This window comes from Actinomadura alba (assembly GCF_014323705.1).
Classification (GTDB): domain Bacteria; phylum Actinomycetota; class Actinomycetes; order Streptosporangiales; family Streptosporangiaceae; genus Actinomadura_C; species Actinomadura_C alba.
Genome location: NZ_JABVEC010000044.1, coordinates 22,262 through 42,195, shown reverse-complemented (window position 1 = coordinate 42,195; position 19,934 = coordinate 22,262). Strand labels below are relative to the sequence as shown.

The following is a 19,934-nucleotide window of genomic DNA, read 5'->3' as shown; positions in this document are numbered from 1 at the left end:
TTACCTGCCTTGCGAAGTCAGTAGCGCGTGCAGACGGGGGTAGACGCGCCGGGTGTTGGCCTCGAAGACCTTGTGCCGCTGCTCGTCGGTGAGATAGGCGCGGTCGACATACTGCTTGGTGTCGTCCCAGGCGATGCCGGTCTCGGGGGCGACGCCGCGGACCGCGCCCAGCATCTCCGACGCGAACAGGATGTTGTCGGCGCCGACGACCCGGTGCAGCAGGTCGATGCCGGGTTGGTGATATACGCAGGTGTCGAAGAAGACGTTCTTCATGACGTGCTCTGACGGGTCCGGACGGCCCATCCGGACGGCAAGGCCCCGGTAGCGCCCCCAGTGGTAGGGCACCGCTCCGCCGCCGTGCGGGATGACGAACCGCAATGTGGGGAAGCGGCCGAACAGGTCTCCCTGGAGCAGCTGCATGAACACCGAGGTGTCGGCGTTGAGATAGTGCGCGCCGAGGGTGTGAAAGTTCGGGTTGCAGGACGTCGAGACGTGGATCATCGCCGGGACGTCCAACTCCACCATCGCCTCGTACAGGGGGAACCAGTACGCGTCGGTGAGCGGCGGCGAGGTCCAGTGGCCGCCGGACGGGTCGGGGTTGAGGTTGCACCCGACGAAGCCGAGGCTCTCCACACACCTGCGCAGTTCGGCTGTCGCGTCGTCGAGCGTGCCGCCGGGTGTCTGCGGCAGCTGGCACACGCCGGCGAAGTGCTGCGGGAACAGGCCGACCACCCGGTGGATAAGGTCGTTGCTCACCCTCGCCCATACGCGTGCGGTCTCCGGATCGGGCACGTGGTGCTCCATCCCGGAGGCCTTCGGCGAGAAGAGCATCAGGTCGCCGCCGCGCTCGCGCAACAGCTTCAGCTGGTTGTTCTCGACGCTCTCGCGGATCGCGTCGTCGCTGATGGCGACCGGCGCCAGCGCGGGCAGGGAGGCATCCGCAAGCCGGGCGAGCTGCGCGTCGCGGAACGCCTGATGCTGCGGCGGGGTCGTGGTGTAGTGCCCATGGCAGTCAATGATCATCGTACGTGTGGTCCTCGTTCCTGGTGGGATCGCCGCGGACCGGCTCAGTCGCCCGGCGCCCGGTCGACGTAGGTCAGACCCTTGCGCGCGAGCCGTTCACGCATGGAGTTGACGTCGAGACCGAGTTCACCGCGCGCGTAGCGCTCGCGGAGCACCGCCTCCCTCTCTTCCCGCGCTCGGGATGCCTCGAGCACCTGTGCCGCCCGGCGGCGCGGGACGACCACGACCCCGTCGTCGTCAGCGACGATCACGTCACCCGGCTCGACCCACTGGCCGGCGCAGACCAGGCCGGTATTGACGTCGCCCAGGGTCTCCTTCACCGTCCCGAACGCGCAGATGTGCCGCGCCCACACGGGGAATCCCATCCGCTCGAGTTCCGCGATGTCGCGGCAGCCGGCGTCGATGACCAACCCGCGCACGCCGCGTGCGGCGACCGAGGTGGCGAGCAGTTCGCCGAAGTAGCCGGCCTCCGAGGGAGACGTGGGCGCGACCACGAGGACGTCACCCTCCTGGCACTGCTCCACCGCGACGTGGATCATCCAGTTGTCCGCCGGCGGCACGCTCACCGTCACCGCGGTCCCCGCGATGTGCGCGCCGGAGTAGACCGGGCGCAGGGCGGGCGCGAGCAGCCCGGTACGCCCCTGCGCCTCATGGATGGTGGCAACGCCGTACCGGCCGAGGGCGTCGACCGTCGTCCTGTCCGTACGGCGCGGGTTGCGGACGACGATGCTCACAGACCCTCCTTCGTCGGGCTGTTAGCAAAGCTGCTGTGCCTATTGACTCGCTCGCTCCGCTCGCTCACGCTTCCTCCGCCCACGGGAGCAGGGAGACATGGACGACGTCCTTGGCGCCTTCGCCGCCGACGGTCCGGATGGCGCGGTCGGTGTCCTTCAGACCGAACGTGTGGGTGCTCAGTTTCTCCAGCGGGAACCGTCCGGAGGCGAGCTGTTGGAGGGCGAGCTCGCAGGAGCGGTAGCTGTGGCCGCGGGCGCTCTTGATGCTGATGGACTTCTCGGTGATCTTCTTGAGCGGGAAGTCGGGGAAGGCGGCCAGTTCGCCCTGGACCACCATCGTGCCCTCGCGGCGCTTGAGCGCGTCGATGCCGAGCAGGATCGGGGCGGTGCCGGCGCCGGCCGTGCAGTCCAGCACGACGTCGACCCCCTTGCCGCCAGTGATCTCCAGAACGCGGTGCAGGGCGTCTTCCCGCAGAATGTCGATGACGTGGTCGGCCCCCAGCTCCTTTGCCAGAGTCAGCCGCGCGGCGTCCCGCGTCGTCCCGGTGACGATGATGCAGGTGGCGCCCGCCTGCCTGCAGGCGACGACCTGGGAAAGCCCCTGCTGCCCGGGGCCCTGGATGAGGACCGTCGAGGCGTAGCCGACGCCCGCGGTGACCAGAGCCCACTCGATGCCGTTCGACAGCGGCGTCACGAGGCCCGCCAACTCGGCGGAAACACCGTCAGGAACGCGGTGCGTCACCGAGTTCCAGGGCAGGTAGAGGTACTGCGAGAAGCCGCCCCACAGGTGGAAGGGGTTATCCGCGGAGGTGTAACCGTAGCGGCGGGCGTCGGGATTGGTGCGCCAGTCGGTCGCCTCGCAGTGGCGGTACTCGCCCTGGTGGCACCAGTCGCAGCGGAAGCAGCCGACGTAGTGCTCGACGAAGACGCGGTCGCCTTCCACCAGGCCCTTGCGCTCGGAGAACGTGCGTCCTGCCTTCGCGATGACACCGACGTTCTCGTGGCCCATGATCACCGGCTCGGCGAACGGCGGCTTCGCGTACATCTTGACGTCAGTGCCGCAGATCCCGGCGACCTCGACCTTGAGCAGGGCGCCGTCATCAGGGATGTCCGGCATCGGGAACTCGCGTAGTTCGGTCGTGCCCGACCCGGTCCTGACCGCTGCCAGCACCTGCTCTGCCATGGCATCTCCTCATTCTCAAGCCTGTCCAGGGCACACTATAGTCAGTGGACTGATGGACTGACCAATCAGCCGGCACCCGGTGCGCGCCCGCCGGCCGGTGTCCCCCCGCGGCGTGCCGCATCATGAGAGTCGCCCGTCTGACTCCCTATGCTCCGTCCAGGAACCGCAGCACCCTGGCGGGAGCCGTCGACTCGGTCTGCTCGGCCACCGGGACGTCCCAGTACTCGGATCGGGAGAGGCACTCCTGGAGGTAACGGGCGGCCGAGGGCGCGTGCGAATCGTCCTGCCCGGGGACCACGAGCGCGGGGATGTCGAGCGCCAGAAGGTCCTCGGGCTCCGGCCCGGGAACCGTGTCGCGGTCGAACATCAACCGTGCCATGCCGCTGACCAGGACGCGGTAGCGGTCCGCGTCGGCCCGCGCGTACACGTCGGCGAACGCCGGATCGCCGCGGAGCACGCTGGCCCAGGGACCCACGCGGGGGTCCGCGGGGAAACCCTTGTCCGAGCTCTTCGCGAGGGCCGCCACCTGCTCCAAGCCGTGCGCATCAGCGTAGGCCAGGTGCTGGGCGAACCGGGCGTGCTGCTTCATGCGATATTTCACCCCGCCCGCGGGCGAGTACAGCACCATGCTCAGGACCCGCTCGGGATGGGCCACCCCGACAGCTGCGACGGTGGAGCAGCCGACGCAGCCGCCGATCAAATGCGCCTGCGCAATGCCCAGATGGTCGAGCAGCCCCACGCCCTGCGCTACGTAGTCGGCCCAGGAGATCCGCTCCAGCCGGCCACCGGACCGGCCCGACTCCCGCCGGTCGAAGGAGACGCAGGTGTACTTCTCGCTGAGGTGGTCGAGCAGCCGCAGGCGCCGGTAGATCCCCACCGTCCGCCAGCTCTCCAGAGTCGAGTCGAAACCGCCGGGAGAGAACATCAGCAGCGGCGGCCCGGAGCCGGCCACCTCGTAGCGGGTGGAGATCCCGTCGACAACGGCGGTGGGCATGGACATTGCTCCTCGCGGTCGCCCGCCGCGGCGCCGGTTCGCGATGGTGCGGGGCGGGGCCGGGCGGTTGGAATGGTGGGATGGAGTGTCAGCTTGCGGGTGGGACGGGAATACCGCCGGCGACCTGACGTGCGGCACGCACGTCCTCGGCATATGCCGTGATCGCGGCGAGCGTTGTCTGTGCAACGTTCGCGTAGGTGTTCGGAGGGTTGTCGATGGCCGATGCGGCATAGCCGATGGCGGCGTGCGCCATGCGCATCCGGCCGTCGAGCCACGGGCCGCCGCCGAATCCTCCGACGACCGGAATGGAGACGGCCTGGGCGACGGCGGCCCCGACGACCGGCCCGGAGTTGGTGAAGTTGAGCAGCACGGCGCCCGCGTCCTCCAGCCGCTTGGCCTCAGCGACCAGCGCGTCCTTCATCGCCACCGGCACCTGGTCGTCGCTGGACGGGATCGCGTTGTACTCGGCTCCGTAGCGCAGCGCGGTCTGCGGCGTGATCCCGAACTGCGCGAACACCGGGATGCCCGCACGCGTGATCGCCGTGACGGAGTCGAGGAAGTCAGAGGCCGCGTCCAGTTTGACCATGTCTACGCCGGCCTCCTTGACGAACCGGATGGCCGCTCGCAAGGCGCTGTCCGTGCCCTCCTGGAGGGGGCCGAACGGGAAGTCGGCGCTGAGCAGGGCCCTGTTCACCCCCCGTCGAACCGCCTGCGTGACCACGAGCATCTGATCCATCGTGACCTCGAAGGGATTGGAGTGACCCCACAGGTTCACGCCGACCGTGTCGCCGACCGAGACGATGTCCACCCCGGCCCGGTCGACGATACGGGCGATCTGGTAGTCCCAGGCCACGACACCGACGATCTTGCGACCGTCGTCCTTCATCCGCTGCAGGGTGCGCAGGCTGATCTTGTCGGACATCTCGCCTTCGGCTTCCTCTGTCGTCGTTGGGTGGACGACAGGGCCGCGCGGGCTGGCGCCCGGCGACCCTGTCCGGCTGTCTGCTCCCGTCCTAGACCCTCAGGGCCGTGAGCAGTTCGAAGACATCGCTCTCGTCCGCGGACAGCAGCAGCACCCGGGCGTGCGGCCGGAGGGCGGCGACGGCGTCCTCGGCCTCGAAGCCGTCGCCGAGTACCACCCCTGCCGTCGTGATGGCGCTCGCGCTGCAGGCCCTGCCGATGGCCGCCGCGTAGGCCCGTCCCGAGTCATCCGTCGCGAGGACGACCACCACGTCGGTGCCGTTCAGCACGTCCCCTAGTGCGGCCGGCGAACCGTCGAGCCCGTACAGCGGGACCTCTCCCGCCGGCTCGTTGCTCCCACCGGCTCCACGCGTGACCTCGCAGGTGTAGAACCTGGCGTTGGCCCACGGTCCGCCCGCGACGCGGCGGGTGACCGCCGCGGCTCTCGCGTCCAGCGCGATGACGCGTGCGGCCCTGGCGGGTGCGATCGGCACAGTGATCCGGTAGCGCGCCTCACTCGCGGAGGCCGCCCTGGCGCTTTCGCTCGCGTACATCGACGGCGCCGACATCTCAGACCGACGACTGCGGGACGCCGGGAATGGCCGTGACCGCGTCGCGGCAGGAGTCCAGGAAGGACTCGGCCTGCGGCAACACGACCGCCGCCGAGCGCACTCGGTGGTGCGCCGGGTTCACCCCTGGAGGCGTCACGCCTTCGTCCCGCAGCGCGATCGCGGCCTTGCGCAGCTTCTGGCGGGCCTTGATGATCCCGCTGTCGGCCGGGACCAGCCGCTCCTTCGTGCGGTCCACGATCGGCCCCATGCTCTCCTGGAGCGAGGCGTCCTGCATGGCGATGCCCGCCACGCCGGAGTAGGTGTCGCCGCGCTTTTGCGCCTCGCGGTCCATCAGGTAGTCGTTGTCCATGTTGGCCGCGGGCCGGTAGGTCCCCGGGATGTTCTTGCTGTGGACCCCGTGACCGTCGATCATGGCCTGGCGTTCCGCGGTCGTCAGCGGACGGACCGGATGGTAGTCGAAGGAGTACGTCCAGCAGTTCTCGTCGTCGATCGGCACCCAGAAGTGGCCGTGCACCGGGTGGTCACCGCGTGGCGGCACCATCGTGAAGGCCGGCATCACCCACGGCGTGATCCGCCAGTAGTAGCTGCCCTCCTCCGCGTTGCGGCGTGCGCCGACGAACAGCCCGCCCTCGCTGTCGGCGACCTCGAAGAACGGCTTGGTGTCCTTCATGTTGTACTCGTTGCCCTTGGCGCCCTTGAACAACGGGTCGTTCTTGAGGCCGCCGGAGTGCAGGAACGTGACGTGACTGGAGTCGATGCCGCCCTCGAACGCCTGCAGCCAATTGCACTGCTGCCACCGCTTGGAGGTGTAGGTCTGCTCCGGCGGGACGTGCGCGAACTCGAACTCCGGCAAGCCCGGCTGCTTGGCCGGGTCACCCATGTAGGTCCACAGCACGTCACCGACCCTGACCAGCGGGTACGCGGTGAGCTTCACGTTCTGGCAGAAGCTGCTGTTGTCCGCCTCCGACGGCACCTCCACGCACTGGCCGGTGACGTCGTACTTCCAGCCGTGGTAGGCGCACCGCAGACCGGACCCCTCGTTGCGGCCGAACCACAGCGAAGCGCCCCGGTGCGCACAGAACTCGTCGACCAGGCCATACCGCCCTTCGCTGTCACGGAAGGCGAGCATGCGCTCCGACAGGAGCTTCACACGCACCGGCGGCGAGTCCTTCTCCGGAAGCTCCTCGGCGAGCAGCGCGGGAATCCAGTACTGCCGGAACAAGTCGCCCATCGGCGTCCCAGGACCGGTCTGTGTCAAAAGCTCGTTGATGTCCTGCCTTAGCACGGCCGTTTCCCTTCAAGTGATGGACCGTCATCGGGGTGGCGATATCGATAGGTTCGCGATGGTGGTCTGCAGTCCCACCGGGCGACCAACATGCCTCCAACTGGTGCGTCCGTGGCTGGGCATCGCGTACGGATGGGAGGTCAGGGCTGCTCCGGAGGGATCTCCACCGTCAGACCATCGAGGGCCTTCGTGATGCGTATCTGGCATGCGAGACGACTGGTGCTGCGCCGCTCCGAGACCGCCATGTCGAGCAGATCCTCCTCCATATCATTGGGGGGTCCGACGATTGGTGCGAACTCCTCGCTCACCCAGACGTGACAGGTAGCGCAGGAGCAGTTCCCGCCGCACTCCGCGACGATCCCGGGGACGCCGTTCTTGACCGCGGCTGCCATGACCGTGTCACCGACCGCCGCGTCGACGGCGTATTCGCGACCGGCGCTGCCGATGTAGATCACTTTGGACAAGATCCGCCATGTCCTCTCACGGTCGTTCCCCCCAAGTGACGGACGCGCGCTCCGGTGAAGTGTCGTCCTATGGTATGTCCATTAGACCAGATACTTGGGTGGCCGCACAAGCGACTTCTGGTCAGCGGCCGCAAAGCCGGGGCCAATCGCAACCCTCGTGGCACCGAGGTGTGTTGAGGGCATGGCGCAGGATGCGGAGGCATGGCGGCGCTTCCTGTTCGCGCTCACGCGTCCGCTCGCTGAACCGCCGGCGCCGCGGTGGTGGAAGCGGCGAGGAGGGACTTCAGGGGAATGGCGGCGTCGCCGGCGCGGTCCGGGGCGATGGTCACTCCCTGGCCGAGCGCCTTACGTACGGCCATGTAGTCGGCCGGGCGGTTGACGGCGTCGATGGCCAGCAGCCGGTTCTGCCGGTAGTAAAGGACCGAGAAGCGCTCGTCATCCGGCTCACCGCGCACGACGTAGTCGTCGTAGCCGGCGGCAAGGCCGGCGATCTGCAGCTTGAGGTCACCCTGGTAGGACCAGAACCACGGCACCGATTTCACGTCGTCAAGCCGGCCGAGGAGCGTCGCGGCCGCCACTCGGGCCTGGGCCACGGCGTTCTGGACCGACTCCAGCCGTACCCTCCCCTGCCCGGTCATCGGGTGCGGCTGCACGGTGCAGTCGCCGGCGGCGACCACCGAGGGGTCGCTGGTGCGGGCGTGGGCATCGACGACGATGCCCTGGTCGCACACGAGCCCCAGCTGCTCGGCCAGCTCGGTGCGCGGGAGGACGCCGACCCCGACCAGGACCAGATCGGTCGGCAGGTGCGTGCTGTCGGAGAGTTCGACGCCGGTCACCCGGCCCCTTTCACCGTCGAAGCCGGACACGCCCGAGGACAGCCGTACGTCGATGCCGCGGCGCAGGTGCGCCTGACGGTAGAACTCCGAGACGACGGGTCCCACGGCTCGGGCCATCAGCCGCTCCGCGGCCTCGACCACCGTGACGGACCTGCCAAGAGCGCGGGCCTCCGAAGCCACCTCCAGGCCGATGAATCCGCCGCCGACGACGACGACCTTTGAGGCGGTCGCGAGCCGCGCCCGCAGGTCCGCGGCATCGTTGTGGTCGCGCAGGTAGCAGATCCCGTCAAGGTCCGCCCCGGGCAGGGCAAGCCGCCTGGGGCCGGCTCCCACGGTCAACGCCAGCCGATCGAAGGGCAGTTCGCGCCCGTTCGCTGTCGCCGCGACTCCAGAGCCCGGGGGGCCCGATGGGGACAGGCCCAACTCGCTGACCCGCTCACCGCACACCAGGTCGATCCCGGAGTCGGCATAGAAGGCGGGCGCACGAAAGGCCAGCGAGTCGAGCTCCGCCTGGCCGGCGAGGAACTCCTTGGAAAGGGGCGGCCGCTGGTAGGGCGGATGCGTCTCCTCGCCGACCAAGATGATCGGTGAGGTGTCGCCGAGCTGCCGCAGTGACACGGCCAGTTGCAGGCCGGCCTGGCTGCCGCCAACGATCAGTGTCCCGTTACTCATCCCGGCCCCCGGAAGTCGGGCCGGGACGACCGCCTAAGTGGAGGCCGCCTGGCCGCCGGAGCCCGCCATGGGCAACACCGCTGGTCCCTGCGTGACATGGAAACCTCTCATCTGAGGGCTTAATGTAATACCATTAAACCATCGTTCGGCGAAGTGCTCCCGTCCACCACCACCCCGGGCGCGGGGTCGCCGGATGGTGAGACCCGAACCTGGCCGAGGCCGTCGACGCGGCCGCCGAGGCAGGGCTGCCGCGCGTGCGTGGTGAAGGCCCAGCGGCTGGACCTGGTGGCGGAGGCGCTGCCGCACTTCCTCTCGCCGCCGTCGTACGCCCGCGTCCGCGACGAGCAGGGTCGTCCCCGGATACGCACCCTGCTGCTCGCGCGCGAGGGCGAGACCGACGCCCGACACCTTGGGCCACCCCTGAAGGCCTAGGACTATTGGTATGACCATACTTCTGCTTAGGCCGTAGAGTGTCAACGAGAACTCCATCGGTCGCGCGATGCGGGAGGATGGGCCCATGGGCGTCGGCGAGAAGAGTGAGGCGACGGGCACCTCCCCGTCCTCGGTTTCGGATCTGTTCAGTCCCGTCAGCCTGGGCCGCGTGTCACAGGTCATCGTCGACCAGGTCCGGTTGCTGATGCATCAGGGCCGGCTCAAGCCCGGAGATCGCCTTCCGAGCGAACGTGACCTGTGCGACCGGTTCGGGGTCAGTCGCGTCACGGTGCGTGAGGCGCTCCGGGTCCTGGAGGCCGGTGGGCTGGTCGAGATCCGTGTCGGGGCCCGCGGCGGGGCCTTCGTCACCACCCCCTCGCGCGCCCGGCTCGGTGAGGGTCTCGCGGATCTGCTCAAGCTCAGTCCCCTCACGGCGACCGAGGTCACCGAGGCACGCATGGTCTTCGAACTCGGCATCGTTCCGCTCGTGGTCGAACGCGCGACCGCCGACGACATCGCCGAACTCAAGGAGATATGCGCACGGCAGCAGGAGGCGCTGAAGGATTCCTCCTACTCGATGACGCTGTCCGCCGAGTTCCACGTCCGGGTGGCCGCGTGCACGCACAACGCGGCGATCGAGATGCTGGTGCAGAGCTTCCACGGCCCGCTGCTCATGTCGCTTCAGGAGGCCCAGATCGTCGCCCCGCTGATGGGTCACCGCGGCACCGCCGAGCACGGCGAATTCGTCGATGCGGTCGAGCGGGGCGATGTCGAGGCCGCCACCGCCATCATGCGCACGCACCTCCAGCGGACCGCGGATCGGGTCGCCCAGACGTAGGCGACACCGGCTCGAGGGATCCGGCCGCGGAGCCCGCGAGGACGATCGGCTACGCCTGCGCGACCTGCTCGCCCGCCTCCAGGCCGGCCCCGCGCATTGAGCACCCGAGGTGGTGTTTCAACGTGGGGTCATGAATCGGTCATGTTCCTGCAAAACTCACCCACGGATGTCTCTAGCAATCCAGACAAATGCCAATAAAACGTATTATCGGGATCTATGCATCCTAAGCACCAGGCGACAGTCGCGGCGAGCGAGAGGGAGGCGGTGGGATGCTGCCTTTAGGCCGGCGCTCCGTACGAGTGCGCTCCACGCTCGTCCTTGCCGCGATGGCGTTGATGTCCACCCTCGCGATCGGCGTCATACTCGACACGCTGATCCGTACCAACGCGCACGACACCGCTCTCGAGGAGACTCAGCGAGCCGCGATCCAGTGGATCGCCAGAGCACGGGCCGGGAGCGCGCCTCACCCGATCCCCACACCCGGTCCGGTCAAGCTGATCCAGCTCGTGGACAACCAGGGCCGGGTCATCGACGCCAGCGCAGCGGCCGACCACATGCCACCGTTGAGCACCATCCGGCCCCCGGACGACGACCGGATCGAGAACGTGACCGTGTGCCGGTCCGCGGAAGGTTGCGGCATCGTCACGGCGATCCGCTTCGCGTTGACCGACAAACCCGGGGACGCCGACCCGCATTACGTCTACGCCGGTGTGGAGGCTCCAAAGCTTCTCGCCTCACACGAACTCGAGCTGTTCATCGGCGCCGGTGTCATCGGCCTGACCGCGCTCGCGGCCGGGATCAACTGGCGGGTGTCCGGCCGCTGGCTCAACGCGGTGGAGTCGGTCCGGATGCAGGTGTCCACGCTGTCGATGAACAACCTGGGCACCCGGTTCGGCCAACCGCGTCAACACGAGCTCGCGATGCTGACCGATACCGCCAACCAGGCCCTCGACCGGCTGGAGAAGGCCGTGCGGCAGGAACAGCAGTTCGCCTCCGAGGCCTCGCACGAGCTCAGATCACCGGTCGCCGGCCTGCATACCCAGCTGGAAGAAGCCCTGCTGTATCCCGACGACGTCGATCCGCGCGAGACCATCCGCACAGCACTCTCAGCGACCGACCGGCTCACTCAGATCATCAACGACCTGCTGGTGCTCGCCCGGCTCCGGGCCGATCCGGCGCCGCAAGAGACCATCGACCTGGGTGAGCTCGTCATCCAGGAGGCCACGGCCAGGTCCCGGGACGTGCCGGTGACCGCCCATGCCACGTCCAAAGTGCCCGTCCGCGGCCGGCCGATACAGCTGATCCGAGTGATCGGCAACCTGCTGGACAACGCGCAGCGTCACGCGAACTCCCGGGTGGAGATCACGGCGTACCGGCAGGACGACCTGGCCGTGGTGGCCGTCACCGACGACGGCCCCGGCATCGCACCTGAGGACCGAGAACGCGTCTTCGAACGCTTCACCCGACTGCCCGACGGACAGCGCCGCGATCCAGGCGGCAGCGGACTCGGCCTGGCGATCTCGGCCGACATCGCGCACGCCCACCAGGGATCCCTGACCGTGGAGGACTCACCGCTGGGTGCCCGATTCGTCCTGCGCCTTCCGCTTGTCGAGTCGGCCGACGGACCCGCCCACCCGGCGACCGACCCGGTCTGTTCCGGCGAGCGGTCGTCCAGCGGACGGCCGGCTCAGCGGCGGCCCTGACGCTCACAGCCGGTCGCGCAGATCTTCGCCGGCTGATTCGATCAGGTCGCCGACCTTTGTCGCGGCGGTCGTCCCGGCGGTCTCCGTTCGCCTGCCGAGCAGCCGGAGCAGCAGATCCTGGGCGGAAGGCCGGCGCTCGGGGTCTTTACTGAGGCACGAGTCGACGAGTTCACGCAGCGGTGACGCCAGGTCGCCCAGGTCGGGCGGTTCGTGCAGGATGCGATGGAAGATGGCCGGGATGCGATCGGTTCCGAAGGGCGGCCGCCCGGTCGCCGCATAGACCATGACGCAACCCCAGGCGAAGACGTCGGCGGCCGGTTCGACCCGTTTCTCACTGACCTGCTCGGGCGCCATATACGCCGGTGTCCCGATCGCACCGATGGTGAGCGTCGAGGTCGCCTCCTCGAACGCCCGGGCGATGCCGAAGTCGATGACGCGCGGCCCATCGGGCCCGAGCAGCACGTTGCCGGGCTTGAGATCTCTGTGCACGACGCCCGCTTCGTGAATGGCCGCGAGCGCGGCGGCCGTCGCCACCGCCAGCCGGTGCAGGGCGGGCCCCTGCCGTGCCCCCGTCTGGGCCACCGTCTGCTGCAGCGACAGGCCGGTCACGTACTCGCTGGCGATGTACGGCGGATTGGCGGACAGATCGGCGTCGACCACCTGGGCGATGCAGAAGGGGGTCACCCGGCGAGCCGCCGAGAGCTCTCGCGCGAAGCGTTCCAGTACCTGGGACTCAGCGGCCAGTTCATCCCGGAGGACCTTCACCGCCACCCGCTCGTTCGAGTCGTTCTCACCGAGGTACACGACTCCCTGACCGCCCATGCCCAGGCGCTCGATCAGGCGATAGGGCCCCACGCGTTCCGGATCCCCGATTCGCAAGGGAGTCCCTGCGGTCACCTCGCCGCGCTGGACGTCGTCTCCCCGTGGCTCACGCCTGCCGTCCAGCAGCATCTTCGCGCGTCTGTCCGCCTCGGAGCGCATCGTCGCCGCGCGCTGGTCGATCTGGGCGCTGAGCAGCCGCTCACTCGCGCTTTGGATGGCCGCCGGCGGATCGAGCGCCTTCAGCTCCGCCCGGTTCACCTGGACGCCCCATTTGCCGCCGGCCTGGTCGAGCACGTCCCTCAGCCGGACGTCGATGTCCTCCCGTGAGGACAGCATGCGTTGCAGGTCCATGGCACCGCCGATCTTCCGCAGGGTGACGATGGTGAGCTGCTCGAGCGCGGCGACGTGGTTGGCGACCTCGTACACCGCGGCCGTGGGGTCGACCACCTGGAAGTAGACGACCGTTTCGGTGTTCACGACCACGTTGTCCGATGTGGTGACCGGCTGAGGGGGAAAGGCGATGACCTGCTCGCGCAGGTCGACGCGGTAGTAGATCTGGTCGGCGAACGGGATGACCATCGAGAGGCCCGCGGTCAGGGTGCGGTGATGCCGTCCGAAGCGCTCGACGATGTGGGCTTTGCTCTGCGGCACGACGCGTACGGACCTGTAGAGCAGGAGCGCCCCGAGCGCGGCGACGACCGAGGCGATGACGAGCCCGAGCTCCATGAGCGAGCCCTCCCAGTTCCATGATCATGATGCCCTGTGGTTCCATCCAACCAAGGGAGGGCCGGCAAAGCAGCGCTTCGCCGATTCGGACACCACCGCTTCATCCGATCCCGGTGAAGGATGCAAGGAGTATCATTCTGCAACCTCGCCTATTCGGGTGATGTTCAGCGGTCCGCCGGGCCACATTTCACTCTGGCGATACCACCGCTTTCCACCCTGAGCGGGTGACTCACCACTTCAGAAAACGCGGGATCGGCCTGACCCGCCTCTGCGCCATTGCCGCCACTGTCGTCGCGCTTGCCGCATCCGGCGTGGCGACGACCGTCGTTTCCCCGCAGCAGCCTGCGCGAGCCGCCGAATCGTCGGGCGGCGGCGCGGTCAGGATGAATCAAATACAGTTCTTGGGCGCCCACAACGCCTATCACCGGGAAATGCAAGGCGTCGAACTGGCTGAATCGATCAAAATCGACCCCGGCTACCCTTCATGGGGGTTCTATTCGCACGCCTCCATTCCGGACCTGCTCGGCCGGCAGAACATCCGCTCCGTCGAGCTGGATCTGTTGCCCGACCCGAAAGGCGGGCTCTACCGGCATCCGCTCGCCCGCAAGCGGGCCGGGCTGGGTCCGATCGACGATCCGGCCATGGCCGCACCCGGCATGAAGGTGCTTCACGTCGCCGACCAGGACTACAACTCGACCTGCCGGACGCTGGTCTCCTGCATGCAGCAGGTACGGACGTGGTCGCGCGCCAACCGGCAGCACGTGCCGATCATCTTCCAGCTCGAACTGAAGCAGACGGACGACCGGTGGGAGCGGCTGGGCGGCGCCGAGAGCCCGCCGTGGGACCCGGCGCTGCTGGACGACATCGACCGTGAGATCCGGTCGGTCTTCAGCGAGACCGAGCTCATCACCGCGGACGACCTACGCCGGCCCGGCCTCACGCTGGAACAGTCGGTTCTGACGCGCGGCTGGCCGACCCTCGACTCGGCGCGCGGCAAGGTGATGTTCTTCTTCGACAATGGCGGACCGGGCGCGATCCGTGACAACGACCGCAAGCTGGAACGATAGGCCTCCGCTCGAAGACGAGAACTCCCACGGAAGGTGCGGCCCGTCGCGGGCCGCACCTTCCGTGGTCCCACTCGACCACGGGGACTGACGGCCCGCCGATCGCTCGGTCGCCATGCCCCGAGGTCGTGGCCACGGCAGCGTGCCTTCAGCGCGAGCCCCGAGCCCCGGCCTCCCGGTCACGAACAGCCGGTCACGACAGATCGCCGGCCCGTCCAGGCAACCTGACGGGCCGGTCGAGGCGTGAGAAGAAGAGCATGCCGGGATCGATCCGTCGAAGGGGCTGGGTGTGGCAGATCGCGCGGATTATCAGGACTTCGTCGCCGCAGGGTGGCCCCGCCTGCTGCGGCTGGCGTTCCTGCTGACCCAGGACTGGGCGGCGGCTGAGGATCTCGTGCAGACCGGCCTGGTCAAGGCCTGGTTCGCCTGGCCGCGCATCCGGGGTGAGCCGGAACCCTATGTCCGGAAGATCATCGTCAATACCCAGACGTCGTGGCTCCGGCGCACTTGGCGCAGCAGGGAGATCACCTCCGCCGCCGTACCCGATCAGGCGGAGGGCCCCGACGTCTTCGGCGAGACGAACGACCGGGACGCGGTGTGGGCGGCGTTGCGGCGGCTGCCGCCTCGCCAGCGGGCCGTCCTGGTACTGCGGTACTTCGAGGATCTCTCTGAGGCGCAGGTCGCCAAGCTGCTCGGCTGCTCGGTCGGAACGGTCAAGAGCCAGTCCAGCAAGGCGCTGGCGACTCTCCGCATCGACGAGGTCTTCGTGACCACGATGACGCACGGAAGGGACTGACCACAGATGAACACCGATGAGTTCCGGAACCTGCTGAACGACCGCACCGAGCGGGCGCACCTGCGCCCCGTGCCGCACGACGACCTGCGCGATCGGATCCGGGTGGCCCGGATGCGCAGATTCGTCGCGGTGACGGGCTCGGGGGTGGCGGTGGCCGTCGGTACGGCGGTCATCATGTCGGTTCCCGAAAGTGATCACGCCGCCACCGTGGCGACCGGACGGACCACGCCGACGGCCGAGCGGACGCTGTCGCCACAGGAGATGCGAGACATCGTCGCCGAGGTCCAGGCGAACCAGGACCGCCTCGCCCTCGAGAGCAGGTACCGCTGGAACCGCCTGCCGGGAAGAAGCGATCTCGCCTGGCCGGACGAGCGCAACGCCCGGCTCGAGATTCGCCCCGGACAGCGGAGACTCGGTCTCTACGCCACCTGCGACGGCTTCGAATCCAATGTCAACGTGACCATCACGCTGACCGGCGCCACCTTCCCTCCGGAGTTCAGCGACGGCGACGGCAGAAGCACCGGCTTCAACTGCTTCAAAGGCGGCCTGTACGAACTGACGATCCCCCGGTCCACGAAAAAGATAACGGTGACGGTCGTCGCAAAGCAGTACGCCGCCCAGTCGCACCCCGAATGGCCCCCGAGCCGGCCACGGACCTGGTCCTTCGGCTTCTACGAGAAGGGCGCGAAAGTACCGGCCGATCATCCGGCGACCGATGGCCGCTCCGGCCTGCCCGGCCAGGTCGTCAGCGTTGACCACCGCGAGGCCACGGAGGCCACCAGGCGTCTCACCCGGCGGCTCCAGGAACGGGCCGCGGCCTCCCGACCGAGCGGGACACCGAACTGACCGCACTGGGTGTGCGCATGGCGGCCCGCCCAGCCGCCGGGGACGTCCCGAGTGACGTGCCCGCCCAGCCTGGGCCCGCTCCCCCGCCACCGGAGTCCTCGGTGACGGGGGACACGGTGGGCGGGAGGTCAGTCCGCCACGAGGCGTGCCCTCTGCCCCTCGTGCTCGCGCTGCCGCCGCCAGCCTGTCGGAGTCCGACACGCCGGTCGTCCACCGGCAGGTGCCCGGGTCTGCGACGAGCGTGTGCGGGTTGCCCCCGGCCGCACCACGGAGGAGTTCGACCCCTTCGGGTGGCACCTCCGCCCAGTCGGCGTGGGACGAGACCCGCACGGACGGCGCGATGACGGAGAGCGGAACGAGGATGAGGTCGCCCTGGGCCTGGAGCCCGTCGACGACGGGGACGCTGACCGACCGCTCGAGGTGGTCGAGCACGGCGAGTCCGGTCTGGTGGGAGAGCGAAGCAAGGGTCACTGTCATGGTGGTCACCTCAGGTTCGGCGGACGAGAAGGGAGTACTGCTCGGCGGACAGCCCGTAGGTCCAACCGGCGGCGGCGATCGGATCTTCGAAGAAGCCCGGCACGGTCAGCCCGTACCGGCGGCGACGCCCATCACGTTCGACGGACCCGTTGACCGCGAGGAGCACTCTGGTCTCCTTGCGCATGTCGTAGAGCAGCAGTTCCGAGCCGGGGTTGCCCGGGTCCGGCGCGGAGGCGACCAGCCGCAGCCCGGCCTGGTCGATGTAGGAGGCCCAGCCGATGTTCTCGATCGCGCATCGCCTGACCTCGACGTTCACCTCCCGCGCGATCCGCCGCGCACTCGGATCCGTGACCACCCAGGAGGGCACCCGTGTCCCGTGCCAGGCGTACACGTCCCAACCGTCCGCGTAACGCACCGCCGGGCCGTCCGCACAGTGCAGCCGCACTTCGCCGTCATCGCCCCACACCTCGATGCGCACGGCGACGGGCCGCTCGGAGACGACGCACACGCCTTCTCGCGGCCACCACGGGCCGGCCGACCGGGCCACCTGCGCCCACAGTTCGAACTGCCGGGTCTGCGCGGCGGTGAAGACCACACCGGCCGCCCTGCGTAGGGCGTCATAGTGGGCCACCCAGGAGACGCACTGCGTCGCGTACCAGGCCATCGCCCGATGGAACTGCGAGTCGTGCGCGCCCTCGAGCGACAGAAGCAGTGACCTGTCGGAGGAACTCCGCAGCCATCCGTGTACCTCCCGGGTGACCAGCTGTTCCATCGGCCGATGGCCCCATCTGAGCCCGGTGTCGATCTGTCTGCACAGGTCTCTCATCAGCGCGCTGAACCGACGCGGCAACGGCCATTCGGCCATCCGCTCGACCGTCTCGGAGGGTCGTAGGCGCACCCCCGGCGGGACGGTCGTCAGGGCGGCGACCGGTGACGAGACCCAGTGGAAACGCGGTGGCGCAAGCCCGATCAGGCGGTACAGGCCCGAGATGGCGGCTTCGGCGGATCTGCGATCGGCGGGCAGCGTCGACAACGCCCGGCCCAGCCATTCTTCGCGGATTTCGGCAGCTTCCCGCTGCGCGAGAGCGCTCACCGGATGAGGGTGGCGTCGTCCTTTCTAACGATCACGTCCAGATGGTGACAGATCGACACGGCCCCTGTCCACCACGGCGTCCCGGCGGTCGCTCCGGGTCGATGATCGTTTGGGTGTTAGATTGCCGTGACTCCAATTAAGGTGGGCGGAAGTGGCAATCTCACGACGCGACGCGCTATTCGCAGGAGCCGTGCTCACAGGGGCCTCGTTGACCGGACCCGTATCCGCCGCCAATGCGTCCGCCACCCCGCCGGCCACGTCGCCGGGAGCGGGCGGGAAGCGCATGCGCGCCAGGGAGTTCGGCGTCACCCCCGGCGGCCTCCCCACCGGGAAGCACAACGCGATCACGGACGTGACCGGCGTACGAGTCGGCCACGTGACCCTGAACCGCGGCAAGAACGTACGGACCGGAGTGACGGCGATCCTCCCGCACACCGGCAACCTGTTCCAGGAGAAAGTGCCAGGAGCGGTGTTCATCGGCAACGCGTTCGGGAAGCTTGCAGGTTCCACTCAGGTCCAGGAGCTCGGCACGATCGAGACGCCCATCGTGCTCACCAACACGCTCAGCGTGGGACGTGCTGTGGACGCCGTGGTCGGCTGGACACTCGAGCAGCCGGGCAACGAGGGCGTCCGCTCGGTCAACGCACTGGTCGGCGAGACCAACGACGGGACCTTGAACGACATCCGGGGCCGTCATGTCAGCGCACAAGACGTCGAGAAGGCGATCGAGAACGCCACCGAGGGACCGGTGACCGAAGGAGCGGTCGGCGCGGGGACCGGGACGATCTGTTTCGGCTGGAAGGGCGGCGTCGGCACCGCGTCACGTGTGCTTCCCAGCGGCTACACCGTCGGCGTCCTCGTCCAGACCAACTACGGCGGCACGCTGATGATCGAAGGCGTGCCGGTCGGCGAGGAGCTCAAGCCACCGGCCGCCGCTGCGGCCGAGCCGGACACCGGCTCGTCGGCGGACGGCTCCTGCATGATGGTGATCGCCACCGACGCGCCCCTCGGCGAGCGCAATCTCGAGCGGCTGGCCGCGAGAGCCAACTTCGGGCTGGCCCGGACGGGGTCGGCGTACTCCAACGGCAGCGGCGACTTCGCCATCGCGTTCTCGGCCGCACCAGGGCTGCGGGTGCGGCACGGGGAGACGGCCGCACGTCCGTACACCCTGCTGCCGAACGACGCGATGTCCCCCTTCTTCCAGGCGGCGCTGGAGGCCACGGAGGAGGCCGTCTACAACTCGCTCTTCATGGCCACCACGACGACCGGCAACGGCAGGACCATCGAGGCACTCCCCCTCGACGGGGTCCGCGCGCTGTTCGAGAAGTACGGCAGGAACCCCGCGGGCTGACCCGCGGGGTGTCTTCGACGGCGGCCCGGCGTGGCTCCGGTCGACTCATGGTTCGCCGGAACCACGCCGAGCAACCGTTCGAACGCGCCGGAATGATCGGCACAGGCGTCTACATGCGCATGACACCGACCATGTCCGGACTCCGCCCCGCGGGAGCGCGGGGCCGGCCGACGACGTGGAGATGGCGCGGCACTATGACGCGGCGGGCCGTCCGTGGTGGTGATGTTGCGGCCGCACGACCGGACGCGACAACCCGGGGTGGTGCTGATGGTGATGTTGCGGCCGGACGATCGGGCGCGACCATCCGGGGTGGTGATGGTGATGGTGGTACGGGGGTCCGATCGGACGCGACCATCCCGGGTGCGGCAGCACGACGACCGGACGCGTCACGCCAGGCTGGTACTGCGGTACGACCATCAGCGTCTCGGCCACCGGGCGTGGGAGGCGCGGCACGCACTGCACGGTGACATCGCCGGTGACCGGGGTGTTCACGTTGAGCGTGATGCTGTTGACACTCAGCAGATCGGTTCCGGGTGCGGCCGGCGCCCAGTCGCCGGTGAGGTCACCAGAGATCGGCTGTCGTGCCGGCACGAACCCTCCAGAGCCGGTCAGCTGGAACGACGTGCTCTCCGCGCCACTGACGTCGACCCACGCGGACGCGTTCCAGGAGCCGATGGCGACCGGTGAGCCCAGGTTCAGGCGGGAGATGTGCAGCCGGAAGCCGGCCGGGCTGCCGGCGGCCGTCTGCCCCGGTGAGGTCAGCCAGCCGTCGAGGCCGACGATTCGCGATCCCAGTACCGGAACGGTGCACGTGTAGGCCGCGGAGAAGCTACCGGCGTGTGCGGGTTTCTGAGCGGCGATGGCCATGAGGCCACCGAGTGCGGCGACCGTGGCGGCGACCACGGCGTGCTTGCCGAGCGAGGTGATCATCTGAGCTCCTTCGGAGTTCCGTCTCAGAGATCGACGTCATCATGAGCGCACGGTCGGGCGCGGGCTTGGCACGGCCCCTTTTGCCGGTGCTGTTGACGATCAGTACCGACCGGTGATCGAACCATGACATGCC

Annotated in this window: 19 protein-coding genes and 1 pseudogene; 7 read left to right on the top strand and 13 right to left on the bottom strand. The window is 68.8% G+C overall.

The genetic code is table 11. From position 1 onward, the window contains the following. The 9 genes from HKK74_RS34695 to HKK74_RS34655 all read right to left on the bottom strand — a co-directional run bounded on the left by HKK74_RS34695 (window position 1) and on the right by HKK74_RS34655 (window position 8,723). The gene (locus HKK74_RS34695) at window positions 1-1,023 is read right to left on the bottom strand and encodes an amidohydrolase family protein (protein WP_187247650.1); all 1,023 of its coding nucleotides are present in this window, start codon (window positions 1,021-1,023) and stop codon (window positions 1-3) included. Between the two features lie 44 nt (window positions 1,024-1,067). Then, on the bottom strand, window positions 1,068-1,757 hold the full coding sequence (locus HKK74_RS34690) for a 4-carboxy-4-hydroxy-2-oxoadipate aldolase/oxaloacetate decarboxylase (RefSeq protein WP_187247649.1): 690 nt from the start codon (window positions 1,755-1,757) through the stop codon (window positions 1,068-1,070). A 64-nt stretch (window positions 1,758-1,821) separates the two neighbouring features. Further along, entirely contained in the window at window positions 1,822-2,940 is a 1,119-nt protein-coding gene (locus tag HKK74_RS34685; RefSeq protein ID WP_187247648.1) for a zinc-dependent alcohol dehydrogenase, read from the bottom strand. 145 nt (window positions 2,941-3,085) lie between these two features. After that, complete coding sequence (locus tag HKK74_RS34680; protein ID WP_187247647.1) at window positions 3,086-3,934, bottom strand: alpha/beta fold hydrolase; 849 nt, start codon at window positions 3,932-3,934, stop codon at window positions 3,086-3,088. A gap of 88 nt (window positions 3,935-4,022) precedes the next feature. Next, complete coding sequence (locus tag HKK74_RS34675) at window positions 4,023-4,856, bottom strand: 3-methyl-2-oxobutanoate hydroxymethyltransferase (protein ID WP_187247646.1); 834 nt, start codon at window positions 4,854-4,856, stop codon at window positions 4,023-4,025. 91 nt (window positions 4,857-4,947) lie between these two features. After that, window positions 4,948-5,448: a hypothetical protein gene (locus HKK74_RS34670; protein ID WP_222723107.1), complete on the bottom strand. Its 501-nt coding sequence runs from the start codon at window positions 5,446-5,448 to the stop codon at window positions 4,948-4,950. 16 nt (window positions 5,449-5,464) lie between these two features. Beyond that, the gene (locus HKK74_RS34665; RefSeq protein ID WP_222723106.1) at window positions 5,465-6,697 is read right to left on the bottom strand and encodes a Rieske 2Fe-2S domain-containing protein; all 1,233 of its coding nucleotides are present in this window, start codon (window positions 6,695-6,697) and stop codon (window positions 5,465-5,467) included. 194 nt (window positions 6,698-6,891) lie between these two features. Continuing rightward, window positions 6,892-7,206 (bottom strand): 2Fe-2S iron-sulfur cluster-binding protein, encoded by a 315-nt coding sequence (locus tag HKK74_RS34660; RefSeq protein WP_312882082.1) that lies wholly within the window; start codon window positions 7,204-7,206, stop codon window positions 6,892-6,894. 233 nt (window positions 7,207-7,439) lie between these two features. Then, a complete protein-coding gene (locus HKK74_RS34655; RefSeq protein WP_187247642.1) occupies window positions 7,440-8,723 on the bottom strand; it encodes an NAD(P)/FAD-dependent oxidoreductase in 1,284 nt (427 codons plus the stop codon). A gap of 153 nt (window positions 8,724-8,876) precedes the next feature. Here HKK74_RS34655 and HKK74_RS34650 point away from each other — a divergent pair, with 153 nt between their 5' ends. From HKK74_RS34650 to HKK74_RS34640, 3 genes are all read left to right on the top strand, one after another. Then, entirely contained in the window at window positions 8,877-9,155 is a 279-nt protein-coding gene (locus HKK74_RS34650) for a hypothetical protein (protein WP_187247641.1), read from the top strand. Window positions 9,156-9,240: 85 nt separating this feature from the next. Continuing rightward, the gene (locus tag HKK74_RS34645) at window positions 9,241-9,993 is read left to right on the top strand and encodes a FadR/GntR family transcriptional regulator (protein ID WP_187247640.1); all 753 of its coding nucleotides are present in this window, start codon (window positions 9,241-9,243) and stop codon (window positions 9,991-9,993) included. Between the two features lie 269 nt (window positions 9,994-10,262). Then, on the top strand, window positions 10,263-11,696 hold the full coding sequence (locus HKK74_RS34640) for a sensor histidine kinase (RefSeq protein WP_187247639.1): 1,434 nt from the start codon (window positions 10,263-10,265) through the stop codon (window positions 11,694-11,696). Between the two features lie 3 nt (window positions 11,697-11,699). Here HKK74_RS34640 and HKK74_RS34635 read toward each other — a convergent pair whose 3' ends face one another. Next, window positions 11,700-13,244, bottom strand: coding sequence for a protein kinase domain-containing protein (locus HKK74_RS34635; RefSeq protein WP_187247638.1), 1,545 nt, complete (start codon window positions 13,242-13,244; stop codon window positions 11,700-11,702). Window positions 13,245-13,627: 383 nt separating this feature from the next. Between HKK74_RS34635 and HKK74_RS34630 the strand changes: the two genes are divergently transcribed. From HKK74_RS34630 to HKK74_RS34620, 3 genes are all read left to right on the top strand, one after another. After that, window positions 13,628-14,311 (top strand): Ca2+-dependent phosphoinositide-specific phospholipase C, encoded by a 684-nt coding sequence (locus tag HKK74_RS34630; protein WP_281398166.1) that lies wholly within the window; start codon window positions 13,628-13,630, stop codon window positions 14,309-14,311. 286 nt (window positions 14,312-14,597) lie between these two features. Beyond that, window positions 14,598-15,104, top strand: a complete 507-nt coding sequence (locus tag HKK74_RS34625; protein ID WP_187247637.1) for a SigE family RNA polymerase sigma factor — start codon at window positions 14,598-14,600, stop codon at window positions 15,102-15,104. 6 nt (window positions 15,105-15,110) lie between these two features. Next, entirely contained in the window at window positions 15,111-15,950 is an 840-nt protein-coding gene (locus HKK74_RS34620) for a hypothetical protein (protein ID WP_187247636.1), read from the top strand. Between the two features lie 255 nt (window positions 15,951-16,205). Here HKK74_RS34620 and HKK74_RS42195 read toward each other — a convergent pair. Together HKK74_RS42195 and HKK74_RS34615 are read right to left on the bottom strand one after the other, a co-directional pair. Beyond that, window positions 16,206-16,427 (bottom strand): annotated as a pseudogene (locus HKK74_RS42195) (hypothetical protein); the annotation flags it as partial. A 10-nt stretch (window positions 16,428-16,437) separates the two neighbouring features. Beyond that, on the bottom strand, window positions 16,438-17,520 hold the full coding sequence (locus HKK74_RS34615; RefSeq protein ID WP_187247635.1) for a DUF6745 domain-containing protein: 1,083 nt from the start codon (window positions 17,518-17,520) through the stop codon (window positions 16,438-16,440). Between the two features lie 208 nt (window positions 17,521-17,728). Between HKK74_RS34615 and HKK74_RS34610 the strand changes: the two genes are divergently transcribed. Then, window positions 17,729-18,871 (top strand): DmpA family aminopeptidase, encoded by a 1,143-nt coding sequence (locus tag HKK74_RS34610; protein WP_246492279.1) that lies wholly within the window; start codon window positions 17,729-17,731, stop codon window positions 18,869-18,871. A 192-nt stretch (window positions 18,872-19,063) separates the two neighbouring features. Here HKK74_RS34610 and HKK74_RS34605 read toward each other — a convergent pair whose 3' ends face one another. After that, complete coding sequence (locus HKK74_RS34605; protein WP_187247634.1) at window positions 19,064-19,801, bottom strand: hypothetical protein; 738 nt, start codon at window positions 19,799-19,801, stop codon at window positions 19,064-19,066. Window positions 19,802-19,934 lie beyond the last annotated feature (133 nt).

What these genes read in the sequence shown, in the direction of transcription:
- HKK74_RS34695 (WP_187247650.1), bottom strand. Translation starts at nt 1,023, where the DNA reads ATGATCATTGACTGCCATGGGCACTACACCACGACCCCGCCGCAGCAT.
- HKK74_RS34685 (WP_187247648.1), bottom strand. Translation starts at nt 2,940, where the DNA reads ATGGCAGAGCAGGTGCTGGCAGCGGTCAGGACCGGGTCGGGCACGACC.
- HKK74_RS34680 (WP_187247647.1), bottom strand. Translation starts at nt 3,934, where the DNA reads ATGCCCACCGCCGTTGTCGACGGGATCTCCACCCGCTACGAGGTGGCC.
- HKK74_RS34675 (WP_187247646.1), bottom strand. Translation starts at nt 4,856, where the DNA reads ATGTCCGACAAGATCAGCCTGCGCACCCTGCAGCGGATGAAGGACGAC.
- HKK74_RS34670 (WP_222723107.1), bottom strand. Translation starts at nt 5,448, where the DNA reads ATGTACGCGAGCGAAAGCGCCAGGGCGGCCTCCGCGAGTGAGGCGCGC.
- HKK74_RS34665 (WP_222723106.1), bottom strand. Translation starts at nt 6,697, where the DNA reads ATGGGCGACTTGTTCCGGCAGTACTGGATTCCCGCGCTGCTCGCCGAG.
- HKK74_RS34655 (WP_187247642.1), bottom strand. Translation starts at nt 8,723, where the DNA reads ATGAGTAACGGGACACTGATCGTTGGCGGCAGCCAGGCCGGCCTGCAA.
- HKK74_RS34645 (WP_187247640.1), top strand. Translation starts at nt 9,241, where the DNA reads ATGGGCGTCGGCGAGAAGAGTGAGGCGACGGGCACCTCCCCGTCCTCG.
- HKK74_RS34640 (WP_187247639.1), top strand. Translation starts at nt 10,263, where the DNA reads ATGCTGCCTTTAGGCCGGCGCTCCGTACGAGTGCGCTCCACGCTCGTC.
- HKK74_RS34635 (WP_187247638.1), bottom strand. Translation starts at nt 13,244, where the DNA reads ATGGAGCTCGGGCTCGTCATCGCCTCGGTCGTCGCCGCGCTCGGGGCG.
- HKK74_RS34630 (WP_281398166.1), top strand. Translation starts at nt 13,628, where the DNA reads ATGAATCAAATACAGTTCTTGGGCGCCCACAACGCCTATCACCGGGAA.
- HKK74_RS34620 (WP_187247636.1), top strand. Translation starts at nt 15,111, where the DNA reads ATGAACACCGATGAGTTCCGGAACCTGCTGAACGACCGCACCGAGCGG.
- HKK74_RS34605 (WP_187247634.1), bottom strand. Translation starts at nt 19,801, where the DNA reads ATGATCACCTCGCTCGGCAAGCACGCCGTGGTCGCCGCCACGGTCGCC.